Annotated in this window: 16 protein-coding genes; 11 read left to right on the forward strand and 5 right to left on the reverse strand. The window is 73.7% G+C overall.

All coding sequences use genetic code 11. The annotated features are described in order from the left end of the window. Positions 1-81 precede the first annotated feature (81 nt). Together ACFPZJ_RS20215 and ACFPZJ_RS20220 are read right to left on the reverse strand one after the other, a co-directional pair. Positions 82-1,518, reverse strand: coding sequence for a sensor histidine kinase (locus tag ACFPZJ_RS20215; protein ID WP_381023330.1), 1,437 nt, complete (start codon positions 1,516-1,518; stop codon positions 82-84). A 13-nt stretch (positions 1,519-1,531) separates the two neighbouring features. Continuing rightward, entirely contained in the window at positions 1,532-2,218 is a 687-nt protein-coding gene (locus ACFPZJ_RS20220; protein ID WP_381023333.1) for a response regulator transcription factor, read from the reverse strand. A gap of 491 nt (positions 2,219-2,709) precedes the next feature. On the opposite strand from ACFPZJ_RS20220, the gene ACFPZJ_RS20225 reads away from it, so the two are divergent. The 9 genes from ACFPZJ_RS20225 to ACFPZJ_RS20265 all read left to right on the forward strand — a co-directional run bounded on the left by ACFPZJ_RS20225 (position 2,710) and on the right by ACFPZJ_RS20265 (position 14,485). Beyond that, complete coding sequence (locus ACFPZJ_RS20225) at positions 2,710-4,314, forward strand: MFS transporter (protein ID WP_381023335.1); 1,605 nt, start codon at positions 2,710-2,712, stop codon at positions 4,312-4,314. A 95-nt stretch (positions 4,315-4,409) separates the two neighbouring features. Continuing rightward, on the forward strand, positions 4,410-5,648 hold the full coding sequence (locus ACFPZJ_RS20230) for a cytochrome P450 family protein (RefSeq protein ID WP_381023337.1): 1,239 nt from the start codon (positions 4,410-4,412) through the stop codon (positions 5,646-5,648). 15 nt (positions 5,649-5,663) lie between these two features. Then, on the forward strand, positions 5,664-8,714 hold the full coding sequence (locus tag ACFPZJ_RS20235) for a non-ribosomal peptide synthetase (RefSeq protein WP_381023339.1): 3,051 nt from the start codon (positions 5,664-5,666) through the stop codon (positions 8,712-8,714). Between the two features lie 13 nt (positions 8,715-8,727). Then, the gene (locus ACFPZJ_RS20240) at positions 8,728-9,504 is read left to right on the forward strand and encodes a leucyl/phenylalanyl-tRNA--protein transferase (protein ID WP_381023481.1); all 777 of its coding nucleotides are present in this window, start codon (positions 8,728-8,730) and stop codon (positions 9,502-9,504) included. A 37-nt stretch (positions 9,505-9,541) separates the two neighbouring features. Then, a complete protein-coding gene (locus tag ACFPZJ_RS20245) occupies positions 9,542-10,294 on the forward strand; it encodes an N-acetyltransferase (RefSeq protein WP_381023341.1) in 753 nt (250 codons plus the stop codon). Between the two features lie 58 nt (positions 10,295-10,352). Further along, positions 10,353-11,411 (forward strand): methyltransferase, encoded by a 1,059-nt coding sequence (locus ACFPZJ_RS20250; RefSeq protein ID WP_381023343.1) that lies wholly within the window; start codon positions 10,353-10,355, stop codon positions 11,409-11,411. Continuing rightward, a complete protein-coding gene (locus ACFPZJ_RS20255) occupies positions 11,408-13,222 on the forward strand; it encodes an acyl-CoA dehydrogenase family protein (RefSeq protein WP_381023346.1) in 1,815 nt (604 codons plus the stop codon). Before ACFPZJ_RS20250 ends, ACFPZJ_RS20255 begins: the two co-directional genes overlap by 4 nt. Next, positions 13,212-13,919: a thiaminase II/PqqC family protein gene (locus tag ACFPZJ_RS20260; RefSeq protein WP_381023348.1), complete on the forward strand. Its 708-nt coding sequence runs from the start codon at positions 13,212-13,214 to the stop codon at positions 13,917-13,919. Before ACFPZJ_RS20255 ends, ACFPZJ_RS20260 begins: the two co-directional genes overlap by 11 nt. Beyond that, a complete protein-coding gene (locus ACFPZJ_RS20265; protein WP_381023350.1) occupies positions 13,916-14,485 on the forward strand; it encodes a pyridoxamine 5'-phosphate oxidase family protein in 570 nt (189 codons plus the stop codon). The genes ACFPZJ_RS20260 and ACFPZJ_RS20265 overlap by 4 nt, the downstream gene beginning before the upstream one ends. Positions 14,486-14,851: 366 nt before the next feature. On the opposite strand, the gene ACFPZJ_RS20270 is transcribed toward ACFPZJ_RS20265, so the two are convergent. Further along, a complete protein-coding gene (locus ACFPZJ_RS20270) occupies positions 14,852-15,814 on the reverse strand; it encodes a hypothetical protein (protein ID WP_381023352.1) in 963 nt (320 codons plus the stop codon). A 210-nt stretch (positions 15,815-16,024) separates the two neighbouring features. Between ACFPZJ_RS20270 and ACFPZJ_RS20275 the strand changes: the two genes are divergently transcribed. Then, positions 16,025-16,321 carry a heavy-metal-associated domain-containing protein gene (locus ACFPZJ_RS20275; protein WP_381023354.1) on the forward strand — a complete coding sequence of 99 codons (297 nt, stop codon included), beginning with the start codon at positions 16,025-16,027 and terminating at the stop codon, positions 16,319-16,321. Positions 16,322-16,433: 112 nt separating this feature from the next. Beyond that, positions 16,434-18,725 carry a heavy metal translocating P-type ATPase gene (locus tag ACFPZJ_RS20280; RefSeq protein WP_381023357.1) on the forward strand — a complete coding sequence of 764 codons (2,292 nt, stop codon included), beginning with the start codon at positions 16,434-16,436 and terminating at the stop codon, positions 18,723-18,725. Between the two features lie 710 nt (positions 18,726-19,435). Here the strand turns inward: ACFPZJ_RS20280 and ACFPZJ_RS20285 are convergent. Next, a complete protein-coding gene (locus ACFPZJ_RS20285) occupies positions 19,436-20,689 on the reverse strand; it encodes a PucR family transcriptional regulator (protein WP_381023360.1) in 1,254 nt (417 codons plus the stop codon). Positions 20,690-20,899: 210 nt separating this feature from the next. Then, positions 20,900-23,752 carry a helix-turn-helix transcriptional regulator gene (locus ACFPZJ_RS20290; RefSeq protein ID WP_381023363.1) on the reverse strand — a complete coding sequence of 951 codons (2,853 nt, stop codon included), beginning with the start codon at positions 23,750-23,752 and terminating at the stop codon, positions 20,900-20,902. Positions 23,753-23,880: the final 128 nt, after the last annotated feature.

Raw genomic sequence — 23,880 nt, forward strand, 5'->3', positions numbered from 1 at the left:
GTTCGACGGGACGTCGCAGCACGTCCGGGACGCGGCGACGGCCCGGCAGGCGCGAACCGGGCGACTCCCCGGCCGCCGGGGTCAGTTCGCCGCGGCCTGCGAGCACACGGGCACCAGCACCCGGCTCTCGCCGGCCTGTGCCGTCCGGGGGCAGAGCGGCATCTCGACTCGGGCCTCGATGCCGCGCGGGGACGCCGGCAGCAGGCGCAGCGATCCGCCGTTGGCCTTGGCGAGGGTGTCGGCGATCGCCAGGCCCAGCCCCGATCCCTCGCGTTTGGCGGAGTTGCTGCCCCGCCAGAACCGGTCGAGGGCGCGCCGGCAGTCCTCCGCCGACAGGCCGGGGCCCTCGTCGATCACCTGGATCCGCGCGTACGCTCCCGCGACCACGTGCCGGATGGTGATCGACGTGCCGGTGTCCGACACATGGAGCGCGTTGTCGATGAGTACGTCGAGGATCTGCTCCAGGTGGCCGGGCACACAGGCCGACACGGTGCCCTCCGTGCCGGGGGCGAGCAGCGTGACGTCCTTGCGGGCGGCGGCCTGCTCCCAGGCGGCCACCCTGGTCGAGATGACCTCGCCGACGTTCACCGGCGCCACGGACTGGTCGCGGCCCTCGGCCCGGGCGAGCCGCAGCAGCTGGTCGAGCAGTGTGGAAAGGCGCTCGATCTCCGCGACGGCCTGCTGGAGTTGCTTCCTGGCCTCCGGCCGGACACCCGGTTCCAGGGTCTCGACCCGCAGCCGCAGCGCGGTGAGCGGGTTGCGCATCTGGTGCGAGGCGTCGGCCACGAAGGCCCGCTGTGTCTCCAGCAGCGTCACCAGGTGATCGGCCATCCGGTTGAACCCGACGGCCAGTCCGTGCATTTCGGGGGGCCCGCCGCACCGCACGCGCACGTCGTACGCCCCGTCGATGATGGCGTGCACCGTGTCGTCGAACTGCCGGATGGGACGCAGCAGCCACCGGCTCAGCGGCACGCTGGCCACGCCGACCGCCGTCAGCGCCAGGGCCGCCGCGGCGATCAGCAGCAGGGTGTGCTGGTTCACGTCCCGCTGCACCGCCGCACCGGAGGCGACGGAGCCCAGGGCGCCGATCACCTCGTCCCCCTGCTGGACGGGTTCCGCGAGGATCACGTTGCCGGGCCGTAAGGAGTGCCCCACGTGCTGGGACGGGCCGGTGCTCTCCCCGCGCAGCGCCTTGGCCAGCGAGGAGTGGAGGGCGCCCGCGGCCACGTCGACGTCGGTGCGCGAGGCCGCGGCCACCCTGCCGTCGGGATCGACGAGGACGACCGTGGTCCGATGGCTCGACTCGTAGCGCCGCAGCCGCTGCTCGAAGGCGGTCGGCGATGCCCCCCTGGCCAGCACGGCCCTGGCGTCCACGGCCAGTTCACGGGTCTCCCGCGCACGGGTCGTGGCCAGTTGGTGGTAGGCGTTCAGCGAGTAGCTGAGGGCGAGCGGGACCTCCAGCATCAGCAGGATGACCGCGGTGAGGGTCAGGTAGGTGAGGAGCAGTTTTCTCCGCACGGGGTCTTCTCCCTCAGCCGCGCGGGTCGGTCAGCCGGAACCCCACACCGCGGACGGTCTCGATCCATCGTCTGTCGCCGAGTTTGGTCCGCAGGGTTCCCACGTGGACGTCGAGGGTCCGGGTCGAACCGAACCAGTTCTCGTCCCAGACCCGGTTGATGAGCTGCTCCCTGGTGAGCACCGCCCCGCCCTCGGCCGCCAGCAGCGCCAGGAGGTCGAACTCCTTGGCCGTCAGGGACAGCGGCAGGCCCGCCAGGAAGGCCTTGCGTGATCGGACGTCGATGCTGAGGGTTCCCACCTCCAGCGCCGTGCCGTCCGGTGCCGGCGCGGCCGCGGGGGGCGCGGCCTGCCCGGTGCGCCGCGTCACCGCCTCGATACGGGCCAGGAGTTCGCGGAATCCGTACGGCTTGACGACGTAGTCGTCCGCGCCAGCCTGGAGGAGCATCACCCGGTCGATCTCCTCCGACCGTGCCGTCAGCGCGATGATGGGGACCAGCGAGGTGGCCCTGATCCGCCGGCACACCTCGTAGCCGTCCAGGACCGGAAGGCCCAGGTCGAGGAGGATGAAGTCGGCCTCCTCCGCCGCGTCCACCGCCTTGCCGCCGTCGGCCTCCCACACGACCGTGTGACCGTGCTGCCGTAACGCGTCCGACAGTGCGTCGGCGACGTGCTCGTCGTCCTCAGCCACAAGTATGCGCACGTAGTCCGCACCCCCCGATAAAGACCCACCTGCCGCCGGGAGTCTACCCGCGTACACCGCGCCGGGGCCGGAACTCTCAGGTATCTCGTCTGCTGGGACGAACGGCGTCCAGCCGGGCGGACCGCGGGTCGTCGCCCCGTCCTGTGTGGTCTCCATGCCGGAAGCTGAACGATCCGCTGCACTGCGCTTGACGGTTGGTTGCATTCGCCCGGCCTAACGTGAGTGCCGAGGTTCAGTGATCCACGCAGTGCCACGGAACCGTGAACCGGCCCGGTACCCGCAATGCCCGCAGGAGGTCCGCCCATGCGGTTCTCGAACTGGCTCATGATGGCTGTCGCGTTCCTCCTGCTGTTCATCGCCGCCTGGCTGCTCTTCGACTTCTACACCCCGTCCGCCGCCTGAAGTCCCCGCCGCCTGAGAGCTCCTGACACCCCCACATCCCCCGATGGGGGTGTCAGGGCTGCCCGGGGAACCCCGTGAAGGGAGAGCCGATGTCCTCGGCCGACACCGCGCCCGCGCCGTCCGCGGGACGCAGGGAGTGGCTCGCACTGGCCGTGCTGGTGCTGCCCGCGATGCTCCTGTTCATGATGCTCAGCATCCTGTTCCTCGCCATGCCGTCCATGGCCGCGGACCTGTCTCCCAGCAGCACCCAGGCCCTGTGGATCCTGGACATCTACGGATTCCTCATGGCCGGCTTCCTGGTGCTCATGGGCACGCTCGCGGACCGGATCGGCCACCGGAACCTGATGGTCGCCGGCGCCGCGGCGTTCGCCGTGGCCTCGGTGGCCGCCGCGGCCACCGACGACCCGGCGATGATGATCGTCTGGCGTGCCGTGCTGGGCGTGGCGGCGGCGGCCCAGATGCCCGCCACGCTCGGGCTGATCTTCACGGTGTTCCTCGACCCGAAGCAGCGGGGCGTGGCCATCGGCGCCTGGTCCGCCGGGATCTCCGCCGGTGTCGCGCTCGGTCCGCTGCTCAGCGGTCTGCTGCTGGAGACCTTCTCGTGGCGGGCGACGTTCCTGGTCGCGGTGCCGGTGATGGTGGTCGTGCTGATCGGTGCGCCGCTGCTGCTGCCCAGCCACCGCGCCCCGCGGTCGGGCCGCCTCGACCTCGTCAGCGCCGTGCTGCTGGTGGCGGCTCTGCTGCCGTTCATCTACGGCGTCAAGACCGTCGCCACGGACGGGAAGCTCGCCGTGTCCCTGGCGGGCATCGCCGTCGGCGTCGTCCTCGGGGCCCTGTTCGTGGCCCGGCAGCTTCGGCTGACGGCCCCCCTGCTGGACGTGCGGCTGTTCAGGAACCGTACCGTCGCGGGTGCCCTGGGCGTGTTCGTGCTCTCCGCCACCGGGCTGGGCGGTGTCTATCTGCTCTTCACCCAGCACCTGCAACTCGTCGCCGGGCTGACTCCGCTCCAGGCCGGTTTCGCCATCCTGCCCGCCGCGCTGGTGCTGATCGTGGTGGCCACCCTCTCGCCGATCCTGGCCCGCCGGGTGCGGCCCGGCTACGTCATCGCGACGGGCCTGGCCGTGCAGGTCGTCGGCTACCTGATGCTCGCCTTCGTCTCGAGCGGCACCGGCGTGGCGCTGCTCGTCGTGAGCTTCGTGGTGGCCTATCCGGCGGTCGCGCCGTCGATGGCGCTGACCACGGACCTGGTGGTCGGTTCGGTGCCGCCCGAGAAGGCCGGGGCGGCCGGCGGGCTCAGCTCCACGGTGAACGACCTGGGTCTCTCGCTCGGTGTGGCGCTCATCGGCAGCATCGGCGCCGCGCGTTACCGCGATGAGATCGACGGCACGCTGCCCGGCGGTCTCACCGCCGAGGCAGAGTCCACGGCGCGGGACAGCATCGACGGGGCGGTCGCCGCCGCGGGCGGCCTTCCGTCCGAGGCGGCCGCATCCCTGCTGCGCGCCGCCCGGGACGCCTTCGCCGGGGGCCTCAACGCGGGGGCGGCCACCGCTGCCGCGATCGCGGCCGTCGGCGCCGTGCTCGCCGCCTTCTCCCTGCGGCACGTGCCGCCCACCGGGGCGGCCGCCGAGGCCTGGGGCACCGGCGTGTCCGAGGACGGGGCGCCCGCGCCGGCCAAGGACGGCTCGCAGGCCTGAACGCACCGCGGGCCGGGGCCGCGGTGCGGCACCGGCCCGGTCCAGCCATCAAGTCAGGTCAGATTCGGTCAGTTCGGTACCCACAGGAGTATGACGTGATCGCTTTCAGCACCACGCCCACCGTGGCCCTCGACAGTGCCGGCGGCCGGTGTATGTACGACCAAGTGGACCGACTGCGCGCCCTGGGTCCGGCCGTCCCCGTGCAGCTGCCCGAGGGGGTCGCCGCCTGGTCAGTGAGCCGCGGCGACATCGTCAGACGGCTGCTGACGCACCCCGGCGTCTCCCGGGACCTCAAGGGCACCGTCCCCGGTTACGAGCCGGGCTCGGTCGCCTGGCTGTCGCCGTGGGTGGACGTGGACTCCATGGCCACCGCCGACGGCAAGGAGCACGCCCGGCTCCGCAAGCTGATCACTCCCGCCTTCAGCCCTCGCCGGGTGACCGCCCTGGAGCCGCAGGTCGAGGCCCTCGTCGCCCGTCTGCTCGACGATCTGGAGGCCCTGCCGGCCGACGAACCGGTCGATCTGCACGCCGTCTTCTCCTACCGGGTGCCGACCGAGATGATCTGCGACCTCTTCGGCGTCCCGCAGGACCAACGGCCCGAGCTGCTACGGCTGTTCCGTGCCGTCGGCGAGACCGACGTGGCGAGCGAGGAGGAGTCCGTCGACATCACCAACGGCCTGGTCGCCTCGATGCACGCGCTGATCGACGCCAAGCACCGCGAGCCGGGCGACGACCTCACCAGCTTCCTCATCGCCGCCCGCGCCGAGGGCAGCGCTCCCCTCACCGAGCACGAGCTGATCTCCACGCTGCTGCTGATGATCGGCGGCGGCAGCGGCACCACGATCAACCTCCTCGACCACACGGTGCGCGAACTGCTCGCCCACCCGGACCAGTTGCGCGTCCTGCGGGAGTCCCCCGAGCGCTGGGACGACTCCATCGACGAGTCGCTGCGCCTGCACTGCCCCGTGATGCACCTGCCGATGCGGTGGGCCACCGAGGACATCGACCTCGGCGAGGGCGTGGTGATACGCGCCGGCGACGCCATCCTGATCTGCTACGGGGCACACGGCCGCGACCCCGGCGTCCACGACGACGCGGACACCTTCGACATCGACCGCGCGGACAAGGACCATGTCGCCTTCGGGCTCGGCCCGCACTTCTGCCCCGGTTCACGCCTGGCGCTGCTGGAGGCCCGGGTGGCGCTGCCGGCGCTGTTCGAGCGCTTTCCCCGGCTGGAACTGGCCGTCGAACCCGACGAGATCCAACCCGAGCACACCTTCATCGGGAACGGTGTCGCGTCCCTGCCCGTCCTCCTGCGCCACCGGTCCCGGTAAAGGAGGCAGGGGGGAATGCGCGCGACACCACTGGTCCACGAACGCTTCGCCGCCCGTGCGGCGGCACACCCCGACGCGACCGCCGTGGTCCACGGCGACCGGCAGATCGCGTACGGGGACCTCGACCGGCGAGCCGACCGGCTGGCCCACGTCCTGCGGCAGCGGGGGGCAGGACGCGGCCGTGTCGTCATGGTGCGGCTGGAGCGCTCGATCGACCTCATCGTCTCGCTCCTCGCCACACTGAAGGCGGGAGCCGCGTACCTGCCGGTGGAGCCGGACGTGCCCCGCCACCGCGTGGCGCGGTACGTCGAGGAAGCCGGCTGCGTGGCGGTCCTCACCGACCGCGACGGCACCGGGTTCTTCGACGGCCTGCCGGTCACCGCCGTCGACGTCGAAGCCGCCGTCGCAGCGGAACGGGCGGACGACGCCCCTGCCGCTCCGGTGCGGACCGCGGTCGACGGGACGGACGGCGCCTACGTCATCTACACCTCCGGCTCGACCGGCGCCCCCAAGGGCGTACGCGTCGACCACGCCTCCCTCGCCTACCTGTGCGACGAGGTCAACGCCCGGTACGAGGTGGGCCCGGCCGACCGGGTCCTGCAGTTCGCGGCCGTCTCGTTCGACACCTCCGTCGAGCAGATCCTCGTCGCCCTGCTGAACGGCGCGGCGCTCGTCCTCCCCGACCACCTGTGGGCGCCGAGCGACCTCGCCGACCGGCTGGCGGCCCACGGGGTCACCGTGATGGACCTGACCCCTTCGTACTGGCGCGCGTTCCTGTCCGAGCTCGGTCGTGCGCCGGTGGACGTCGGGGTACGCCTGACGATCGTGGGCGGCAGCGCGGTGCACGCCGAGGACTGCCGCACGGCGCTGCGTCTGATGCCCCGCTCACGCCTGGTCAACGCCTACGGGCTGACGGAGACCACCATCACGTCCTGCACGATGGAGGTCTCCGCCGAGGCGCTGCCCGAGCAGGGCCCTGCACCGGTCGGCCGTCCCCTGCCGGGCACCGTGGTCCATGTGCTCGACGACGCTCTGCGGCCCGTGCCTCCCGGCCGGCAGGGCGAGATCTACGTATCCGGCCCCGGTGTCGCACACGGTTACCTCGGGGACGCCGCGGCCCGGGACCGGTTCCTGCCCGACCCTCACGCGGAGCAGCCCGGCACCCGGATGTACCGCACGAGCGACGTCGGCCGCTGGACCCCCGCCGGTGATCTGGAGGTCACCGGGCGCGCCGACCGGCAGCTCAAGATCCGCGGGTTCCGCGTCGAGCCGGCCGAGATCGAGGCGGCCCTGTCCGCCCACGAGCTGGTCGTGGACGCGGCTGTGGTGCCGTGGGACCGGGGCGGAGAGGCGAAGATCGCCGCGTACTACACCACGGCCCCCGCGCAGGACGGTGCCGCTCCCTCCGTCGGTGACCTGCGGACGTTCCTCGCGGGCCGGCTGCCCGGCTACATGGTCCCCTCGGCGTTCGTCCACCTGCCCGGCATGCCGATGACCAGCAACGGCAAGGTCGACCTGAAGGCACTGCCCGCGCCCGACCCGTCCGCACCGCACACCGCGCCCACGTCCGCACCCGACGGGCCACCGGACCGGGGCGCCGGATTGGTCGAACGGGTGGTCGCCGAGATCTGGCGCCAGGTCCTGACCGTGGAACGCGTCGAGCCGCACGACAACTTCTTCGGCCTGGGCGGTGACTCGCTGAAGGCCGCCCAACTGCTCGCCAAGCTCCGTGAGTCCCTCGGCATCCTGATCACCCAGATCAGGCCGCTGATCCGGCTGCTGCTCGACGACGCGACGCTGCGCAGCTTCGCCGCCGCCGTGGAGTCGGCACGGGCGGGCATGCTCGCCGACGACGCCAAGGCCGTGGACTTCACGGCCGAGGCGGAGCTGGGCATACAGATCCCGCGAACCCCGGCCGAACCCGCCTCGTGGGAGAAGCCGGCGCACGTCTTCCTCACCGGGGCCACCGGGTTCCTCGGGATCTACCTGCTCCGGGAGCTCCTGACCTCCACCGGGGCGACCGTGCACTGCCTGGTGCGGGCCGGCGACCACGACCGCGCGATGGCACGTCTCCAGGCGAACGCCGTGCACTACTTCCACGACGACCTGGAGCGCTACCGCGCCGAGGGTCGGATCCGCGCCGTCCCCGGGGATCTCGCCGAGCCCCGTCTCGGCCTGACGGAGGACGAGTTCGACCGGCTGGCCCGGATCGTCGACGTCGTCCACCACCCCGGTGGGCTCGTCAACTTCATCTATCCGTACGCGCACATGCGGGCCGCCAACGTCGAGGGAACCCGCGAGATCATCCGTATGGCCGCGCGGTACCGCAACGCCCCCGTCCACTACACCTCCACCATGGCGGTGATCTCGGGCTTCGGGACCGCCGGGGTCCGGCAGGTCGGCGAGTCCACTCCGCCCGCCCATGCCGACCACCTCTCGGTCGGCTATGTCGAGAGCAAGTGGGTCGCGGAGGTCCTGCTGGCGAACGCCGCCCGCGAGGGGCTACCGGTGGCCGTCTACCGGGCCGCCGACATCTCCGGCGACCGGCAGACCGGCGCCTGGAACATCTCGACGGAGATGTGCGCGATGAAGAAGTTCATCGTGGACACCGAGATGTCGCCCGTGGCCGAACTGCCGCTCGACTACACACCGGTGGACTGTTTCGCCGCGGCCGTCGTCCACATCGCCGGGTCACGGCTTCCGCAGGGGGAGGTCTACCACCTCACCAACCCGGGCAAGGTCAACGTCTCCGTGCTCGCCGACCGGCTGCGCGCCCACGGCCACAAGGTCCGTGAGGTCCCGTGGGACGCCTGGGTGGAACGGATCGCCGAGATCGCGGTCGAGCGGCCCGACCACCCCATGACACCGTTCGCCCCCCTGTTCATCGACCGCTGCTCCACCGGCGAGATGAGCGTGGCGGAGATGTACCTGGAGACGACGTTCCCCGTCTTCTCCCGGGACAACGTGGAGCGGGCCCTGGAAGGCAGCGGTATCGACATCCCCCCGGTGAGCACCGAACTGCTGGACCGCTACATCCGCTACCTGACCAGCGTCGACTTCCTGTGAGGCCCCCGTGCTGATGCCAAGTCCGGTCCGGCCTCGGTCCGCATGGGGCCTCCTCGCCCTGGCCTCCGCGCCCGCCGACGGCCCGGTCGCGTTCGGTGACGACCTCAGTCCGTGCAGCCTGCTCGAGGCATACCGGCGAGGGCTGTACCCCTTCCCCACGGCCACGGTCGAGCACCGGCTGCTCAACGAGCTGAGTCACGAGCCCGAGGTGGCCGCCGGACGGATCGCGTTGCAGACCGGCAGCCGGGACCCGTACGGCGTCGCCTGGTGCTCCCCGGATCCCCGCCCGGTCATCTACGTCGCCCGGGCGCGTCTCCAGCGGAGCCTGCGGCGGCAGCTGCGCGCGGCCGACTGGACGACCACGGTCGACGTCTGCTTCCCGCGGGTGGTCGCCCAGTGCCGTGAGGGGCGCGCGGAGCACTGGCTGACCGACGACCTGCTGGCGAGTCTGACGATCCTGCACGAGTGCGGCTACGCCCACAGCGTGGAGGTGTGGGACGGAGACGAGCTCATCGGCGGAGTGTTCGGGATGCGGGTCGGTGCCGTCTTCAGCGCTGACTCCCAGTTCACCCTGCGCAGCGGTGCGGGCAAGGCCGCGGTGGCCGAGCTGACGCGCCGTTTCGCCGAGGCCGGCGGCGTCGCGGTCGACGTCCAGCGCGACAGCGACCACGTCAGGCTGCTCGGTGCCCGGCCGATCCCCCGCGCCCAGTACCTGGATCTGCTCCGCGGCCCCCACCGGCCGTCACCGCTGCGCACCGGACGCAGGCCGGTCCGGCTGCTGACGGACTGACCGACCAGGACCCCACGACCACAGACCGGAGACCGCCATGCTTCGAAGCATCACCGGTACGGAACTGCACGTCGCGCATCTGGAGGAACGGCCCGACCTGGAGTCGGCCATGCTGACGATGGAGTCGTCCTGGCCGGCCTACATCCGCCCCGATCCGGTCCTGGTGCACTGGATCTTCGAGCGGCACGCCCGGCACCAGCTCGTGGTGCTGGACGAGTCCGAGGCGGTGGTGGCCCGCGCGGCCAGCGCGCCACTGCACTGGGACGGCGACCCGGACGGCCTGCCGGGCACCGGCTGGGACGAAGCGCTGCGCCAGTGCATGACCGACACCTACGACGGCCGGCCGCTCAACGCGCTGTGCGCGCTGGAGATCGCCGTGGTCCCCGGCCACCAGCTGCGCAACCTCTCCGGGCGCACGCTGGAGGCGCTGAAGGACCATGCGCGAAGCCAGGGCTTCGACGACCTCCTCGCCCCGGTCCGCCCCAGCCTCAAGCACACCGCGCCGCGGCTGAGCATGGCCGCCTATGCCGCGCGGACCCGCCCGGACGGGCTGCCGGAGGACCCGTGGCTGCGTGTCCACGTGCGCAGCGGCGGCCACGTCGTGAAGGTCTGCCCGGCGTCGATGACCATCTCCGGGAGCCTCGCGCAGTGGCGCGAGTGGACCGGGCTGCCCTTCGACACCAGCGGCCCCGTCGAGGTGCCCGGCGCTCTGACGCCGGTGGTGGCCGACGCGGAGCAGGGCCACGCCGTGTACGTCGAGCCCAACGTGTGGGTCCGGCACCGACTTTGAGACCGCACCTGTTCCCCCGCCTGTTCCGTACCGCCCGACTGACCGGAAGGACGAGACCATGAGCATCAGTGGACCGGACAAGGACACCGCCGAGCGCATCCGGCTGCGGGCCGCCCTGATCGAGCGGATCGGCGGCTACATGACCGCGCACGCGCTCGGCGTGGTGGCCGATCTCGGCATAGCCGACCTGATCAAGGACGGGGTGCGCGGCAGCGACGAACTGGCCGCCGAGAGCGGGACGCACGAGCCGTCGCTGCGCCGGGTGCTGCGCCTGCTCGCGGCGGTCGGGGTCACCACGGAGCCGGAGCCGGCCCGCTTCGGACTGACCGAGGTGGGGGCGCTGCTGCGGTCCGACTCCCCCGATTCGCTGCGTGCCTTCACCCGGGTCTTCTGCAGCCCGATGTGGCTGACCGCGTGGCAGGGCCTCGGCCAGGCCGTCGCCACCGGCGAACTGGCCTTCAGCTCGGCCAAGGGCTCCGACTTCTACAGCAGCCTGGCCGCCGACGGCGAGTTCAGTGCCCTGTTCCACGAGGCGATGGGCGAGGAGTCCCGGATAGCGGCCGCGCGCGTGGCCGCCGCCTACGACTTCTCGCAGGCCACCAAGGTGGTGGACCTCGGCGGCGGCGACGGGACCCTGCTCGCGGCCGTCCTCACCGCCCACCCCCACCTCAGCGGCATCGTCTTCGACAGCCCGAACGGCGTGGCGGACGCGCCGGCGGTGCTGAGCAAGGCGGGGGTCGCCGACCGCTGCGAGGTACGGCCGGGTGACTTCTTCCAGGACATCCCGGGCGACGGCGATCTCTACATCATCAAGAGCGTCTTCCAGGACTGGAACGACGAGGACGCGGTGGCCCTGCTGCGCTCCTGCCGGGCCCAGATGCCCGACTCCGCCACCCTGCTGGTCGTGGGTACGGTCCTGCCGGAGGCGGCCCGTGCCGACCAGTCGATCGCGTACTTCACCGACGTGAACATGATGGTGATGGCCGGCGGCCGGGAGCGGACCGAGCCCGAGTTCCGGACGATGCTGACGCAGACCGGCTTCACGGTGGAGTCCGTGCGGTTCGGCGCGGCCGGACCACTGTCCATGATCCAGGCCACGCCCGCCGCCGCCCGATGACAGCGCCGGGCTTCGGTGCGGAACTCTTCCTCGGGCGGCTCCGCACCGGTCTCCTCACCCCGCCGCCCGGCGATCCGAGGCGCCTCGCCGAGGCGGACGAGCACTTCCTCGCCGGGCTGCGTAAGTTCTGCGAGGACGAGGTCGACAGCCACCTGATCGAGCGTGAGGACCGCATCCCCGACGACGTGGTCCAGGGGCTCAAGGAGCTCGGTGCGTTCGCCGTCCGGATTCCCCGGGAGTACGGCGGGCTCGGGCTGTCGGGGCGGTGCTACCTCCGCGCGCTGATGATCGTCAACAGTGTCCACTCGTCACTCGGCGAGTTGCTCGCCGCCCATCAGGCCATCGGACTTCCGCAGCCCGTCCTGCTGTTCGGCACGGAAGAACAGAAACGCGCGTTCCTGCCGCGGTGCGTACGGGAGATCTCCGCGTTCGCGCTCACCGAGCCCGACATCGGCAACGACCCGTTCCGGATGCACACCACCGCCGTTCCCGACAGGTCGGCGGGGACGTACACGCTGAGCGGCGTGAAGCTGTGGACCACCAACGGCACCATCGCCGACCTGCTGGTGGTCATGGCGATGGTGCCTCCGGTGGAGGGCCGCGCCGGGGGCATGACGGTGTTCGTGGTCGAGGCCGACAGCGCCGGGGTGACGGTGGAACACCGCAGCTCCTTCCTGGGGCTGCGCGGTCTGGAGAACGGCGTGATCCGGCTGCACGACGTGGTGGTCCCGGCGGCGAACCGCGTCGGCGCTGAAGGTGAGGGCCTGAACGTCGCCCTCGCCGCGCAGGAGACCGGGCGGCTGTCGCTGCCGGCCGTCTGCGCCGCCGCCGCGAAATGGAGCGCGAAGATCGCCCGCGAGTGGGCCGGTGTCCGCGTGCAGTGGGGGCGGCCGATCGGCGAGCACGACGCGGTCGCCGGAAAACTGGCGTACATCGCGGCCACCGCCTTCGCGCTGGAGGCGATGGTCGAGATCTCGGGGGGCCGCGCGGACCTCGGCGCCGACACCGCCCTCGAAGCCGAACTGGCCAAGCTCTTCGCCTCCGAACACGCCTGGCGGGTCGCCGACGAGCTGACGCAGCTGCGCGGTGGCCGCGGCTACGAGACCGCGGAGTCGGCCGCGGCGCGCGGCGAGCGCGGCGTCCCGGTCGAGCGGATGCTGCGCGACCTGCGCATCGGACGCATCTTCGACGGGTCGACGGAGGCCCTGCGCGGCTTCATCGCCGAGGCCGTACTCGCGCACCACCGCGACGAGGCCGGCACGACGCCCGGCGCCGCCGCCGACGCCCCGGCCGGCAACCCCGCCGACGGGGACGTGCTCGGCGGGCATCTGCGGTTCGCCGAGCAGGCGGCCGGGCGGGTCGCCGGGGCCTTCGCCGCGTTCGCCCGGCGGCCCGACGGTGAACTGGGCAGCCGTCAGCGCCGGTTGGGACGGCTCGTCGACATCGGCGCCGAGTTGTACGCGATGAGCGCCGCCTGCGCCTACGCGACGGCTCTCGCCGGCGCCGACGACACACCGCGCCGGCTGGCCGACGCGTTCTGCCGGCAGGCCCGGCTCCGAGTCACGGAGCTGTTCGCCCGGCTGACCGCCCACACCGACGACCACGACCGGGCCCTGGCCCGCACGGTCCTCGACGGCGGCTGCGCCTGGCTGGAGGAGGGCGTCATCGACCCCTCGATCGACGGGCCGTGGATCGCCGAACCGAAACCCGGTCCGGCGACCGGACCCGATCGGCGCAGACGCCTCACCACAAGCGGCGTCGGCGCATCACCCGACCCGACCGAGCGCAAGGGAGCGCACCATGGACGATGAGACGGGCACCCTCGTCGCAGCGGCACGGCAGCGGATGTCCGAGCAGTGGGCGCCGAACCGCTTCCTCGACCTGCTGGAGGCGGGCGAGGTGCCGCAGCGGCATCTGCGCGTCCTGGCAGGGGAGTTGTACCGCCTGGTGAGCAGCGACCGCCGCAGCTTCGCCCTGCTGGCCTCGCGCTTCCCCGCGGCCCCCGCCGGTGACCTGTTCCTGGCGATGGCCCAGGGCGAAGCGGAGGCGCTGCGCCTGCTGCTCGATTTCGCGTCCGCCCTCGGCATGGACGAAGGGGACCTGGCGGCGTACGAGCCGCGGCCGCTCGCGCAGGCGTATCCGGCCTTCCTGACGCAGACCGCGGTCCACGGCAGCCGCAGTGACATCGCCCTCGCGCTGCTCGCCAACGCGGCCGAGTCCGGAGCCCAGTACACACGGGTGGCCGACGCGCTCTGCCGGGGGTACGGGTTGGACGACCGGGCCGTCGGGCACTTCCGTTTCTTCGCCGACACCCCGCAGGAACTGCTGGACCGTGCGGCGCAGGTTCTGCGCTCCGGCCTGGCCGCGGGGGACGACCCCACGGAGGCCGTCCGGACGGCACGGATGGTGCACGCCTACGAACTCGCCTTCTGGCGCGCCCTCGCCGAGGACATCGTGCGCGGGCGGGGAAGCGCCGGCCACCCGCTGGCAGTGAAGGCGGGGCGATGACGGCCGACGGCACACCGCTCGGCAGGACCCGTCGCCTTCTGGAGAGGGCGCGCTATCTGAACCTGGCCACGGTGTCACCGGAGGGACGGCCCTGGGTGGCGACGCTGGAGTACGCCTGGCTGGCGGACCCGCTGCGGTTCGTGTTCGGCTCGGCGGGGCTGTCCCGGCACGGGCTGAACATCGCACGCGGTCCGGAGGTCAGCGGCGCGCTGTTCCTCGCGCCGAACACTCCCGGTCTGGACGTCGACGCGGTCGACGGGGCCCAGTTCACCGGCACCTGCGGCGAGATCTCGCCGGAGGAGCTGGACGAGTACCACTCGGTCTTCTACCGGGCGGTTTTCCCCGATCCCGAGGAACGCGCCCGGTACCTGCTGGAGCCGGCGCGGCTGCGCTCTCCGGCACCGCACCGCCTCTACCTCGTCGTGGTCGAGGACTGGTGGCTGATCGACACCCGGACCTGGGAACACGACAGGATCGACCGCCGGATGGAGGTACCGCCGGCCGTGCTGGACCAGCTCGTCTCCGCTGACACACGGCGGGCACCGGCACGGGCAAAGGTGCGGTAGGTGAGCGGGGAGCGGCGGGAACCGGCGCCGGGTGACGCGTGCTCGTGCCCTGACGAGCGGGTGTCCGGGCCGGGGCCGACGTCGCCTTCCCCGGCCGGCTCCAGGTACGCCCCGGCCTCGGTGTCCGGCCCCGCCGACCGGCCGGTGGCGGCGCCGCTGACCGGATCGTCCGCTGACGCCCGCGGCTCTGGCGCTCGTCGAGGGCTGGGTGGACGCGGTGGTGCACGCGGCCGCCGAGCCCCGTCCGGCAGCGGACTGCCGCACGCTTGCGCGAAACTGCCGTCGGTCGTGCTCCTTGGGGCGCAGGGACGCCCGGCGCGGGCAGAGCCGGTGCGTGTCCGGTTGCCCGCGGCCGGTTGCGGGGTGTCACCCGTGCCCGTGGTCCCCGGAGCCGCTGTCCTCCTTGTGCTCGTCCTCGGCCGGGGCGTCCCCGCCGAGGCCCGCCCGGACGGTGAAGCTCGCGGTGCGGACCTTGCCGTCGTGCTGGAAGTCCAGGAAGAGGCGGTAGGCCTGGGCGCTGGGCGCGGTGGCGGTGAAGGAGACGGTGGGCCCGGGCTTCGTCCCGGCGTCACCGGCTTCGCCGTTGGGGTGGACGTGCAGGTAGGCCAGGTCTCCCGCGCGCAGCGCCACCAGGTGCCCGTACGCGCCGAGGTAGGGCTGCAGGTCGGTCACCGGCTTGCCGTCCTTGCGGACCTCGAAGGTCAGGTCCTTCGCGGATCCGGCGGCGAGGTCCCCGCGGAGCGTGACCGTGTAGCCGTCGACCTCGCTGGTGCTCTCCTGCCGGGGCAGCTCCCGCGGCTCGTACCGCCCGGCGACCGCCAGGTCCGCGCCCAGGGTGAGGCTCTCGCCGCCCTCGGCCGCCGGGGCGAAGTCCGCGAAGAGGCGGTAGTCGCCGGCCGTCGGCAGGTTCACGGGCATGCGCCATGTGCCGTCGGCGGAGCGCGTCGGGTGCAGGTGGCGGTACACCGTCAGGTCGCGGGAGGCGAGGATCAGGTGCATCTCCTTCTCCTGCTCCACCTCGAAGTCGGTGACCGGCCGTCCCCGCGCGTCGAGGATGGCGAACCGTATCTCGGTGGTGCGCCCGCGCTCGATGCGCGGCGTCTTCAGGTCGATCGAGTAGCCGTGGGCGGAGACCTGCAGCCCCTCGGGCACCTCGGCGGCGGCGCTGTCCGCGCTCCCCGCCTCCTCGGGCGCCACCTCGCGACCGGAGGAGGCGGCCGGTTGCCTGTCGGCGTCGTCCGGCCCCGCCAGACTGCCCACGCCGTAGGCGGCGCCGAACACGACGGTCAGTGCCGCGGCGAAGCCGGTGATCTTCGGCCAGGTCTTCATAAGAGCCTCCCTGGTAGGGCCGACGGAAGGGACGTCATGCCGCCGAACGTATACCCCGGAGGGGTATATTGCAAGCGGGTTGTGCATACCGGCCGGGGGTATATAGTAGCTACCCCCAGGGGGTATGCGATCCTGCGGTCCGCTCCATGCATGTCCGCACCCGTGTCGCGCCACTGGGCTCACACCCGTCAGCATCCGAGGAAGAAGGCCATGACCGACCAGAAGAACTCCGGGTCCTGCTGCTCCAGCGACGGTTCCTGCCACTCCGGCGGCACGGCGGCCTCCGCGGCCGGCGCCGTCACCACCGTCTACAAGGTGTCCGGCATGACCTGCGGCCACTGCGAGAACGCCGTCTCACAGGAGCTCTCCGCGCTGGACGGCGTGACCGCGGTCAAGGCGGTCGCCGAGACCGGCGAGGTCACCGTCACCTCCGCCGCCCCGCTGGACGAGGGGGCCGTCCGCGCCGCCGTCGACGAGGCGGGCTACGAGCTCGTCGGCACGGCGTGAGCCATCCCGGGCCGCGAGGGCGGCCCGGGTCACGCGACGTCCTACCCGCCGGGACGTACGGCTCCGCCGCCGCGGACGCCGTACGTCCCGGCCCTTTCCCAGGAGAATGCCCATGACCAGTACGGCTCCAGTGACGAAGCCTCCCGGCACCCCACCCGTACCCGCGTCCGCCTCCCAGGTCGAACTCTCCATCGGCGGCATGACCTGCGCCTCGTGCGCGGCCCGCGTCGAGAAGACGCTCAACCGCATGGACGGCGTGACGGCGACCGTCAACTACGCCACCGAGAAGGCGAAGGTCACGTATCACGAGGGTGTCGAGGTCGCCGACCTCATCGCCCGGGTGGAGAAGGCCGGTTACACGGCCCAGGAGCCGGCGCCTCCCGCTCCCCCGTCCGGTGAGGGGAGTGACGGCGCGGCGGCACCGACCGCGGCGGACGGGGAGTTGCTCTCCCTGCGGCAGCGTCTGTTCGTGTCGCTCGCGCTCTCGGTGCCGGTCGTCCTGATGGCGATGGTCCCGGTCCTGCAGTTCGACCACTGGCAGTGGCTGTCGCTGACCCTGGCCGCCCCGGTCGTCGTCTGGGGCGCCTACCCCTTCCACAAGGCGGCCTTCACCAACGCCCGGCACGGTGCCGCGACCATGGACACGCTGGTGTCCCTCGGTACGCTCGCCGCGTTCGGCTGGTCGCTGTGGGCGCTGTTCTTCGGGCACGCCGGGCTGCCGGGCATGCGGCACGGCTTCGACTTCACCGTCTCGCGTGCCGACGGCTCCTCCGCCGTCTACCTGGAGGCCGCGGCCGGGGTGACCACGTTCATCCTCGCCGGGCGTTACCTGGAGGCGAGGTCCAAGCGCAAGGCGGGTGCGGCGCTCAGGGCGCTGCTGGAACTGGGTGCCAAGGACGTCGTCGTGCTGCGCGACGGCAAGGAAGTGCGCCTACCCGTCGCGCAGTTGGCCGTCGGCGACCGGTTCGTCGTACGCCCCGGCGAGAAGGTCGCCACCGACGGCACCGTCGTCGAGGGCTCCTCGGCGGTGGACGCCTCCATGCTGACCGGCGAGTCGGTGCCCGTGGACGTGACCGTCGGCGACACGGTGACCGGCGCCACCGTCAACGCCGGTGGGCGTCTCGTCGTCGAAGCCACCCGGGTCGGCGCCGACACCCAGCTCGCCCGCATGGCACGGCTCGTCGAGGACGCGCAGAACGGCAAGGCCGAGGTGCAGCGGCTCGCCGACCGGATCTCCGGCATCTTCGTCCCGGCCGTGCTCCTGATCGCCGCAGCGACCCTCGGCGCGTGGCTCGGCGCGTCGGGCGACACGGCCGCCTCCTTCACCGCCGCCGTTGCCGTCCTGATCATCGCCTGCCCCTGCGCCCTCGGGCTGGCCACCCCGACCGCGCTCATGGTGGGCACGGGCCGCGGCGCCCAGCTCGGCATCCTCATCAAGGGTCCCGAGGTGCTGGAGTCCACCCGCCGCGTCGACACCGTCGTCCTGGACAAGACCGGCACGGTGACCACGGGGCGCATGCGGCTGCAGGACGTATTCACCGCGCCGGGCGTGGCGGAGGGCGAACTCCTGCGTCTGGCGGGCGCGTTGGAGCACGCCTCCGAGCACCCGATCGCCCGGGCCGTCGCGGCCGGGGCCGAGGAGCGGGCGGGCAGCCTGCCCGTGCCGGAGAACTTCCAGAACGTCGCCGGCCTCGGCGTCCAGGGCGTCGTCGACGGGCACGCCGTTCTCGTCGGCCGCGAGAAGCTGCTCGACGCATGGGCCGTCGAGCTGCCCGAGGAGCTGTCCCGGGCCAAGGCGCAGGCAGAGGCCGAGGGGCGCACGGCGGTCGCCGTGGCCTGGGACGGCGCGGCCCGCGGCGTCCTCACCGTCGCCGACGCCGTCAAGGACACCAGCGCCGAGGCCGTGGCCGAGCTGCGCGGACTGGGCCTGAAGCCCGTGCTGCTCACGGGCGACAACGAGCTCGTCGCCCGGTCCGTGGCGAAGGCCGTCGGCATCGACGAGGTCGTCGCCGAGGTACTGCCCGAGGACAAGGTCGACGTCGTCAAGCGGCTGCAAGCCGAGGGCCGTACGGTCGCCATGGTCGGCGACGGCGTCAACGACGCGGCCGCCCTCGCCACCGCCGACCTGGGCCTTGCCATGGGCACCGGCACCGACGCGGCGATCGAGGCGGGCGACCTCACCCTGGTGCGCGGTGATCTGCGGGTGGCGGCGGACGCGATCCGCCTGTCCCGCAGGACCCTCGCCACCATCAAGGGCAATCTCTTCTGGGCCTTCGGCTACAATGTCGCGGCGCTGCCGCTGGCCGCCGCGGGCCTGCTCAACCCGATGATCGCGGGTGCGGCGATGGCGTTCTCGTCGGTGTTCGTCGTGACGAACAGTCTGCGGCTGCGGGCCTTCAAGTAGACGCACCAACCGGTCTCCTGGTCGCCGGTGCCCCGCCCTCCGGAGGGCGGGGCACCGGCGCCGCCTTGCCGGGACGTTCCGCAGCGTGGGCGGAGCGGTCACCTTCGCCCGGCCGAAGCGCGCCCCGGACCCGACGCCGCCCGCCGTCCTCGCCGCCTGGAAGGGCCGGCTCCCGGGGTGGTGCCTCGCGGACCGCGGCCGCGGTGCGGGTCTGGGGGAGGCGGCCTTCCTCAGGGGCGAGTTCCCTCTGCCCGCCGCAGCCGCTCGCCGTGGAGCCGGCGGTCGGCGCGCCGGCCGGTGCCGGGGGCGTGCCGGGGCCGGCCGCCGCGTCCGGGTCCAGGACCGGCACGGCAGGTGGCGGGTGTCGGGCATCAGGTCTCCCACGCGATGCGGAGCGAGCGGGCCGAGCGGAGCCAGGTCTCGCAGCCGAGCAGGTGCTCCAGCGCGATGTCCCGGGTCAGGTCCGCCTGCGGGGCCAGCAGCCGGGAGCGCAGCGCCTCCCGGTCGATCAGGCCCAGCCGGGCGAGCTCGGAGTCGGTGGCACGACCAGGTGCCGGGCCTCGTCGAGCGCCCGCGCGGCGTGCCGGGCGTACCGGGCGTCGTCGTTGCCTGCTTCGGCCTCCTCCCAGCGGAAGGTGAGCAGGGCGGGGTCGTGCCGGGAGGTGCGATCCGTACCCGCAGGGCGTTCGTACGCGTGCGCGTGCGGTGTTTCAGCGGGGCAGCAGGCGGCGGGCGGTCAGGGCCAGGGCGACCTCGGCCAGGTCGGACGGGCGGGACAGGGAGCGGCCCGTCACCTGCTCGTAGCGGCGCAGGCGGTTGAGGACGGTGTTGCGGTGGCAGTACAGGCGCCGGGCGGCCCGCTGGGCGGAGCCGTCGCAGGCCAGCCAGGTGGCCAGGGTGTCCAGCAGCACCTCGGCGTCGGCGGGGCCGAGGTGGGACAGTGGGCCGAGCAGCCGCTCGGCCAGGGCGGCGCCGAGTTCGGGGCAGGAGAGGACCAGCGCCTCGGGGAGGTGGTCCGTCAGGCGGACGGTGCCGCCCGTGGCGGGGCACAGGCGCAGCGCGGTGTCGGCGAGTCCGCGGGCCTCCGCGACGGCGGCCAGCCCCTCGACGGCGCTGCTGACGCCGACGCGTGCCCCGGGCGCCGTGCCGGTCGGCACGGGGAGGTCACCGCCGTCGACGAGGACGATGCCGTGGTCGGTCTCCGCGCCGGTGTGCCAGTAGGCGCGCGTGGTGGGCGCGAACGCGGCCCGGACAGCGTCGGCCGACGGTCCGCCCGCGACCGCGACGACCACGTACCGGCCGCCTTCCGGCAGGTCCAGCGTCCGCGCGGCCTCGGGCAGGTCGGCGGTGCGGGCGGTGCCGTCCAGCAGGGCGGCGGCCAGCAGCCTCACCCGGTTCTCGCGCCGCCGGGCGAGCTGCCGCTCGGTCTGCCGGTAGGCGTCCGCGACCAGGGTGCAGTGCTCGTCGACGAAGTCCCACACGTCGGACGCCACGTGCACCAGGAGCCGTACGTCCTCGGGGGCCGTCCGGGACGTCTCGTCGACCAGGCCCTGCCACACCAGCGAGCCGCCCAGCCGGAAGGCGTGCAGCAGCGCGTCGAGCGGCAGGCCCTGTTCGGCGCGGGCCGCGCCGACCCGCCAGGAGCACCCGCGCGCCGCGTCCCGGGCGGCGCGCGGGTCGAGCAGGGAGGACACGCCGTGCCGCAGCGAGCGGTGCACCTCCTGCCAGGTGCCGGCGGGGTCGCCGGCCAGGGCGGCGCGGTAGGCGGGTTCCTGCTCCCGCAGGGCGGCGACGAGCCGGTCGGTGAGCCGGGGCAGGTCCGCCAGCAGGGTCCGGGCGGCGCGGTGCAGCGCGCGGAGAGCATCGGCGTCGACCGGCGTCCGCACCCGGTGCGTGCGCGGGCGCGGCGTGGGTGTCGTCGCTCCGGGGTGGAGCACGGTTCGTGGCCGTACGGCGTTCTGCATCGCGGTTCTCCCCCAGGGTCGGCTTCCCGGCGGCGCCCGCCCGGCGGTCCCGCGCCGGTTCCCGGCCGACCACGTGGTTCCGGGCCGACCGCGTGGTCGGCCGACCGCGCGATTCCCCGGCCGACGTCGCCCGGGCCGTTGGCGCGGCTGCGGGCCGGCTGCCACCTGATTCGTCCTCCCCCGAAGAATCGCATACCGCCCGGTCGGTCCCTAGAGCTGTGCACGGGTCTCCTCACCGGACGCGGGTCGCGGGGGCGCCGCACCGGTGCGCTCCGCCTGCTCGACCAGGCGGGCCAGTTCGACGCGGGAGCGGACGCCGAGCGCGGCGAAGACGTTGCGCAGGTGGTAGTCGACCGTGCGGGTGCTGACCGACAGGCTGAGGGCGATCTCGCGGTTGGTGGCGCCCTCGGCGACGTACCGGGCGATGCGCAGCTGCTGCGGGGTCAGCCGGGACAGCTCCGCCGCCGTGGCCGGGGACGGCTGCCCGGTGGCGCTCCCGCTGGGCGCGGCTCCGTTGGCGCGCAGTTCCGCGCCCGCCTGCTGGGCCCACCGGTGTGCTCCGCAGCGCTCGAAGCCCAGCAGCGCGGCCCCGAGGTGGATGCGCGCCTCGCGCAGCCGGCGCCTGCGCCGCAGCCACTTGCCGTAGAGCAGTTCGGTGCGGGCCCTTTCGAAGTCGCCGGCCGTGTCCTCGTGCCGGTCCAGCGCCCGCCGGTACAGCGCGTCGGCCGTCTCCGGCGGGGCCAGCAGCGCGTGGCAGCGCAGGAGTTGGGCGGACGCTTGAGGGTCGGCGTCGCAGGCCGCCCAGAGGGCGAAGTCCTCGACGACGGTGCGGGCGTGGTCGGGCTGCCCGGTGAGCGCGGCGGCCTCCACGTAGCAGGGCACGGCGAGCATCCACACCGCGAAGTGCCCGCGCCGGGGGCCGGGGCGCACCAGCGGGCCGAGCCGGTCGGCGGCGTCGCGGGGGCGGCCGCCGCCGAGGTCGGCGCGGGCCGCGGCCCACTGCGCGAGGGTGGCGGCCTGGGCCAGGCCGTGCCGCCGGGCCGAGTCCAGCGCGGCTGACACGTGCCGGGCGACGAGGTCGGTGTCCGCCTCGATCGACGCGGCCAGGGCCAGGGCCGCGTGGTGGTGGGCGGCGGTGTTCCGCTGACCGGTCCGGTGGGCGCCGCGCAGCCCGGCCTCGGCGTGCGTACGGGCCAACGCGTGCCGCCCGGCCCGCAGTTCGGCGTAGGCCAGGTATTCCAGGGCCCGGGGTTCGAGGACGGCCGACCCCAGGGCCCGGGCCGCCGCCAGTGCCCGTGCCGACGCCCGGCGGGCGGCGGTCACGTCTCCCAGCAGCAGGGCGGCGGCCGCGCAGCGCAGGAGCCGCTCGGGGTCATCGGCGTCGCGGCACCGGTCCAGCACGCGCCGCAACGGCACGACCGCCAGGTCGAAACGCCCCCGCAGGACGGCGCGCATGCCCTCACGGTGGTCGTGCAGCAGGGCGTGCCGACCGCTGGGCAGCCGTGGCGTGTCCGCGGTGCGGGCGGTGGGGGCTTCGGGGTCGAGCGCCCGCAGGCACGCAGTCATGTCGCCGGCGGCCCACGCGGCGTCCGCCGCGGCCAGGGCGGCCGTCTCGGCCCGCTCGGGTTCGGCGCCGGTGAGCAGGCGGGCGGCGAGCAGGAGGGACGCGTGGGCGTCGTCCACGGGCCCGTCCGCCAGGAGCACCGTCCCGCGCAGCAGGTGGGCCCGGCCCCGCGCCACCGCGGGCGCCGGATGGCGGCGAGCCGTGTCGAGCAGGCACAGGGCCTCGGGCAGCTGCCCGGCGAGCAGGGCCTGTTCGGCGGCGGCCAGACAGCGGTCCGCCCGCTCCGTGCCGTCGGGCGTCAGCTCGGTGGCGCGGGCGAGGGCCGTGTGGCGCAGGGTGTGCGGGAGGGCGTCGGTGGCGGCGGCCGCCAGCTCGGCCGCGAGGGCGGGGTCGGGTGCCGTGGCCGCCCAGGAGCGGTGCAGCAGCGCCAGGACACCGTGTCCGCCGGACAGCGCGCGGGCCAGGGCCCGGTGCACGGCACGGCGCCGCTCGGGCCGCGCCACGGCGTACACCGTCCGGCCGAGCAGCGCGCTGCGGAAGCGCACCCGGCCGTCGGCCTGAACCAGCGCGTCGGGCAACGCCTCCGGGCCCGGCGCGGACCCGGTCCCCGGTCCGGGTTCGCCCGCGTCGCCCCGCGCCCCCTCGGCCGCCCGGAACACCGACTCCACGTCGGCGTCCGGCTCGTGGGAGACCCGTACGGCGGCCGCGACCGTCAGCAGCAGGTCCTCGTGCTCGGGCATCAGCCCGGCCAGGCCCTCCCCGGCCACGGCGGTCAGCACCTCGGCGTCGGCCAACGGCCGTGGCAGGGGCCGCCGTCCCCCGAGTTCGGCGGGCGACAGCCGGTGGGCCAGCGCCAGCAGCAGGGCGGGGTTGCCCTCCGCCTCCGCGACGAGCTGGTCACGGACAGCCGGATCGACGGCTCCGCCCGTCGCGTCGTCCAGCAGGGCGGCCGCCTCCGCCGGTGTCAGAGGACCGAGGCGCAAAAGGGGCAGTCCGGCGAACTCCCGGTCAGGGGGCCGGTGTCCGGGGACCGAGAGGAGGAGGCCGAGCCCGGCCCGGCCCACCGTGCGCAGGTGGGCGGCCGCGTGCCCCAGCGCCGCGCGTGAGGCGGCGTCCCACAGGTGCGCGTCGTCCACGCACACCAGAACGGGGCCCCGGTCGGCCACCGTCCGCAGGGCGCCGAGCAGGACCTCACCCACCGCCCCGTGCACGGCGGCGGCCACCTGGGCGGGGCACCCCGCGGCACTCAGCAGCGCGCGCAGTCCGTGGTACGGCTTGCGCGCCCGCGCCGCGCCGGCCCGCACGCGCACCACCGGTCCGGCCGTGAAGGAACGGGCGGCGCACTCCAGGAACGCGGTGCGGCCGCAGCCGGGTTCACCGGTCACGACACCGGCGCCCGAGTCGGTGCGCAGCCGGTCCAGCAGCTCGGTCAGCGCCTGCCGCCGCGAGTCCGCGAGGTGCGCGAGCGGCGCGGGTGTGAGGGTCGTCCGTCCGGTCATTCCCGCGAGGTTACTATCAGTAACACGGAGTGGTAACCCGGAGCGGAAGGCGGGGGTCCCCACCGCCCGGGCGGCTCATCGGCCGTGTCACCTGCCCATTCACCGGGCGAGGCCGGGAGGGCACCGTG

The sequence above is a fragment of the Streptomyces bullii genome (assembly GCF_042657145.1).
Lineage (GTDB): Bacteria > Actinomycetota > Actinomycetes > Streptomycetales > Streptomycetaceae > Streptomyces > Streptomyces bullii.

Excerpts from the sequence above, each read along its gene's own strand:
- ACFPZJ_RS20250 (WP_381023343.1), top strand. The coding sequence starts at position 10,353 with ATGAGCATCAGTGGACCGGACAAGGACACCGCCGAGCGCATCCGGCTG.
- ACFPZJ_RS20280 (WP_381023357.1), top strand. The coding sequence starts at position 16,434 with ATGACCAGTACGGCTCCAGTGACGAAGCCTCCCGGCACCCCACCCGTA.
- ACFPZJ_RS20255 (WP_381023346.1), top strand. The coding sequence starts at position 11,408 with ATGACAGCGCCGGGCTTCGGTGCGGAACTCTTCCTCGGGCGGCTCCGC.
- ACFPZJ_RS20260 (WP_381023348.1), top strand. The coding sequence starts at position 13,212 with ATGGACGATGAGACGGGCACCCTCGTCGCAGCGGCACGGCAGCGGATG.
- ACFPZJ_RS20265 (WP_381023350.1), top strand. The coding sequence starts at position 13,916 with ATGACGGCCGACGGCACACCGCTCGGCAGGACCCGTCGCCTTCTGGAG.
- ACFPZJ_RS20240 (WP_381023481.1), top strand. The coding sequence starts at position 8,728 with ATGCCAAGTCCGGTCCGGCCTCGGTCCGCATGGGGCCTCCTCGCCCTG.
- ACFPZJ_RS20270 (WP_381023352.1), bottom strand. The coding sequence starts at position 15,814 with ATGAAGACCTGGCCGAAGATCACCGGCTTCGCCGCGGCACTGACCGTC.
- ACFPZJ_RS20225 (WP_381023335.1), top strand. The coding sequence starts at position 2,710 with ATGTCCTCGGCCGACACCGCGCCCGCGCCGTCCGCGGGACGCAGGGAG.
- ACFPZJ_RS20235 (WP_381023339.1), top strand. The coding sequence starts at position 5,664 with ATGCGCGCGACACCACTGGTCCACGAACGCTTCGCCGCCCGTGCGGCG.
- ACFPZJ_RS20245 (WP_381023341.1), top strand. The coding sequence starts at position 9,542 with ATGCTTCGAAGCATCACCGGTACGGAACTGCACGTCGCGCATCTGGAG.
- ACFPZJ_RS20290 (WP_381023363.1), bottom strand. The coding sequence starts at position 23,752 with ATGACCGGACGGACGACCCTCACACCCGCGCCGCTCGCGCACCTCGCG.
- ACFPZJ_RS20285 (WP_381023360.1), bottom strand. The coding sequence starts at position 20,689 with ATGCAGAACGCCGTACGGCCACGAACCGTGCTCCACCCCGGAGCGACG.
- ACFPZJ_RS20275 (WP_381023354.1), top strand. The coding sequence starts at position 16,025 with ATGACCGACCAGAAGAACTCCGGGTCCTGCTGCTCCAGCGACGGTTCC.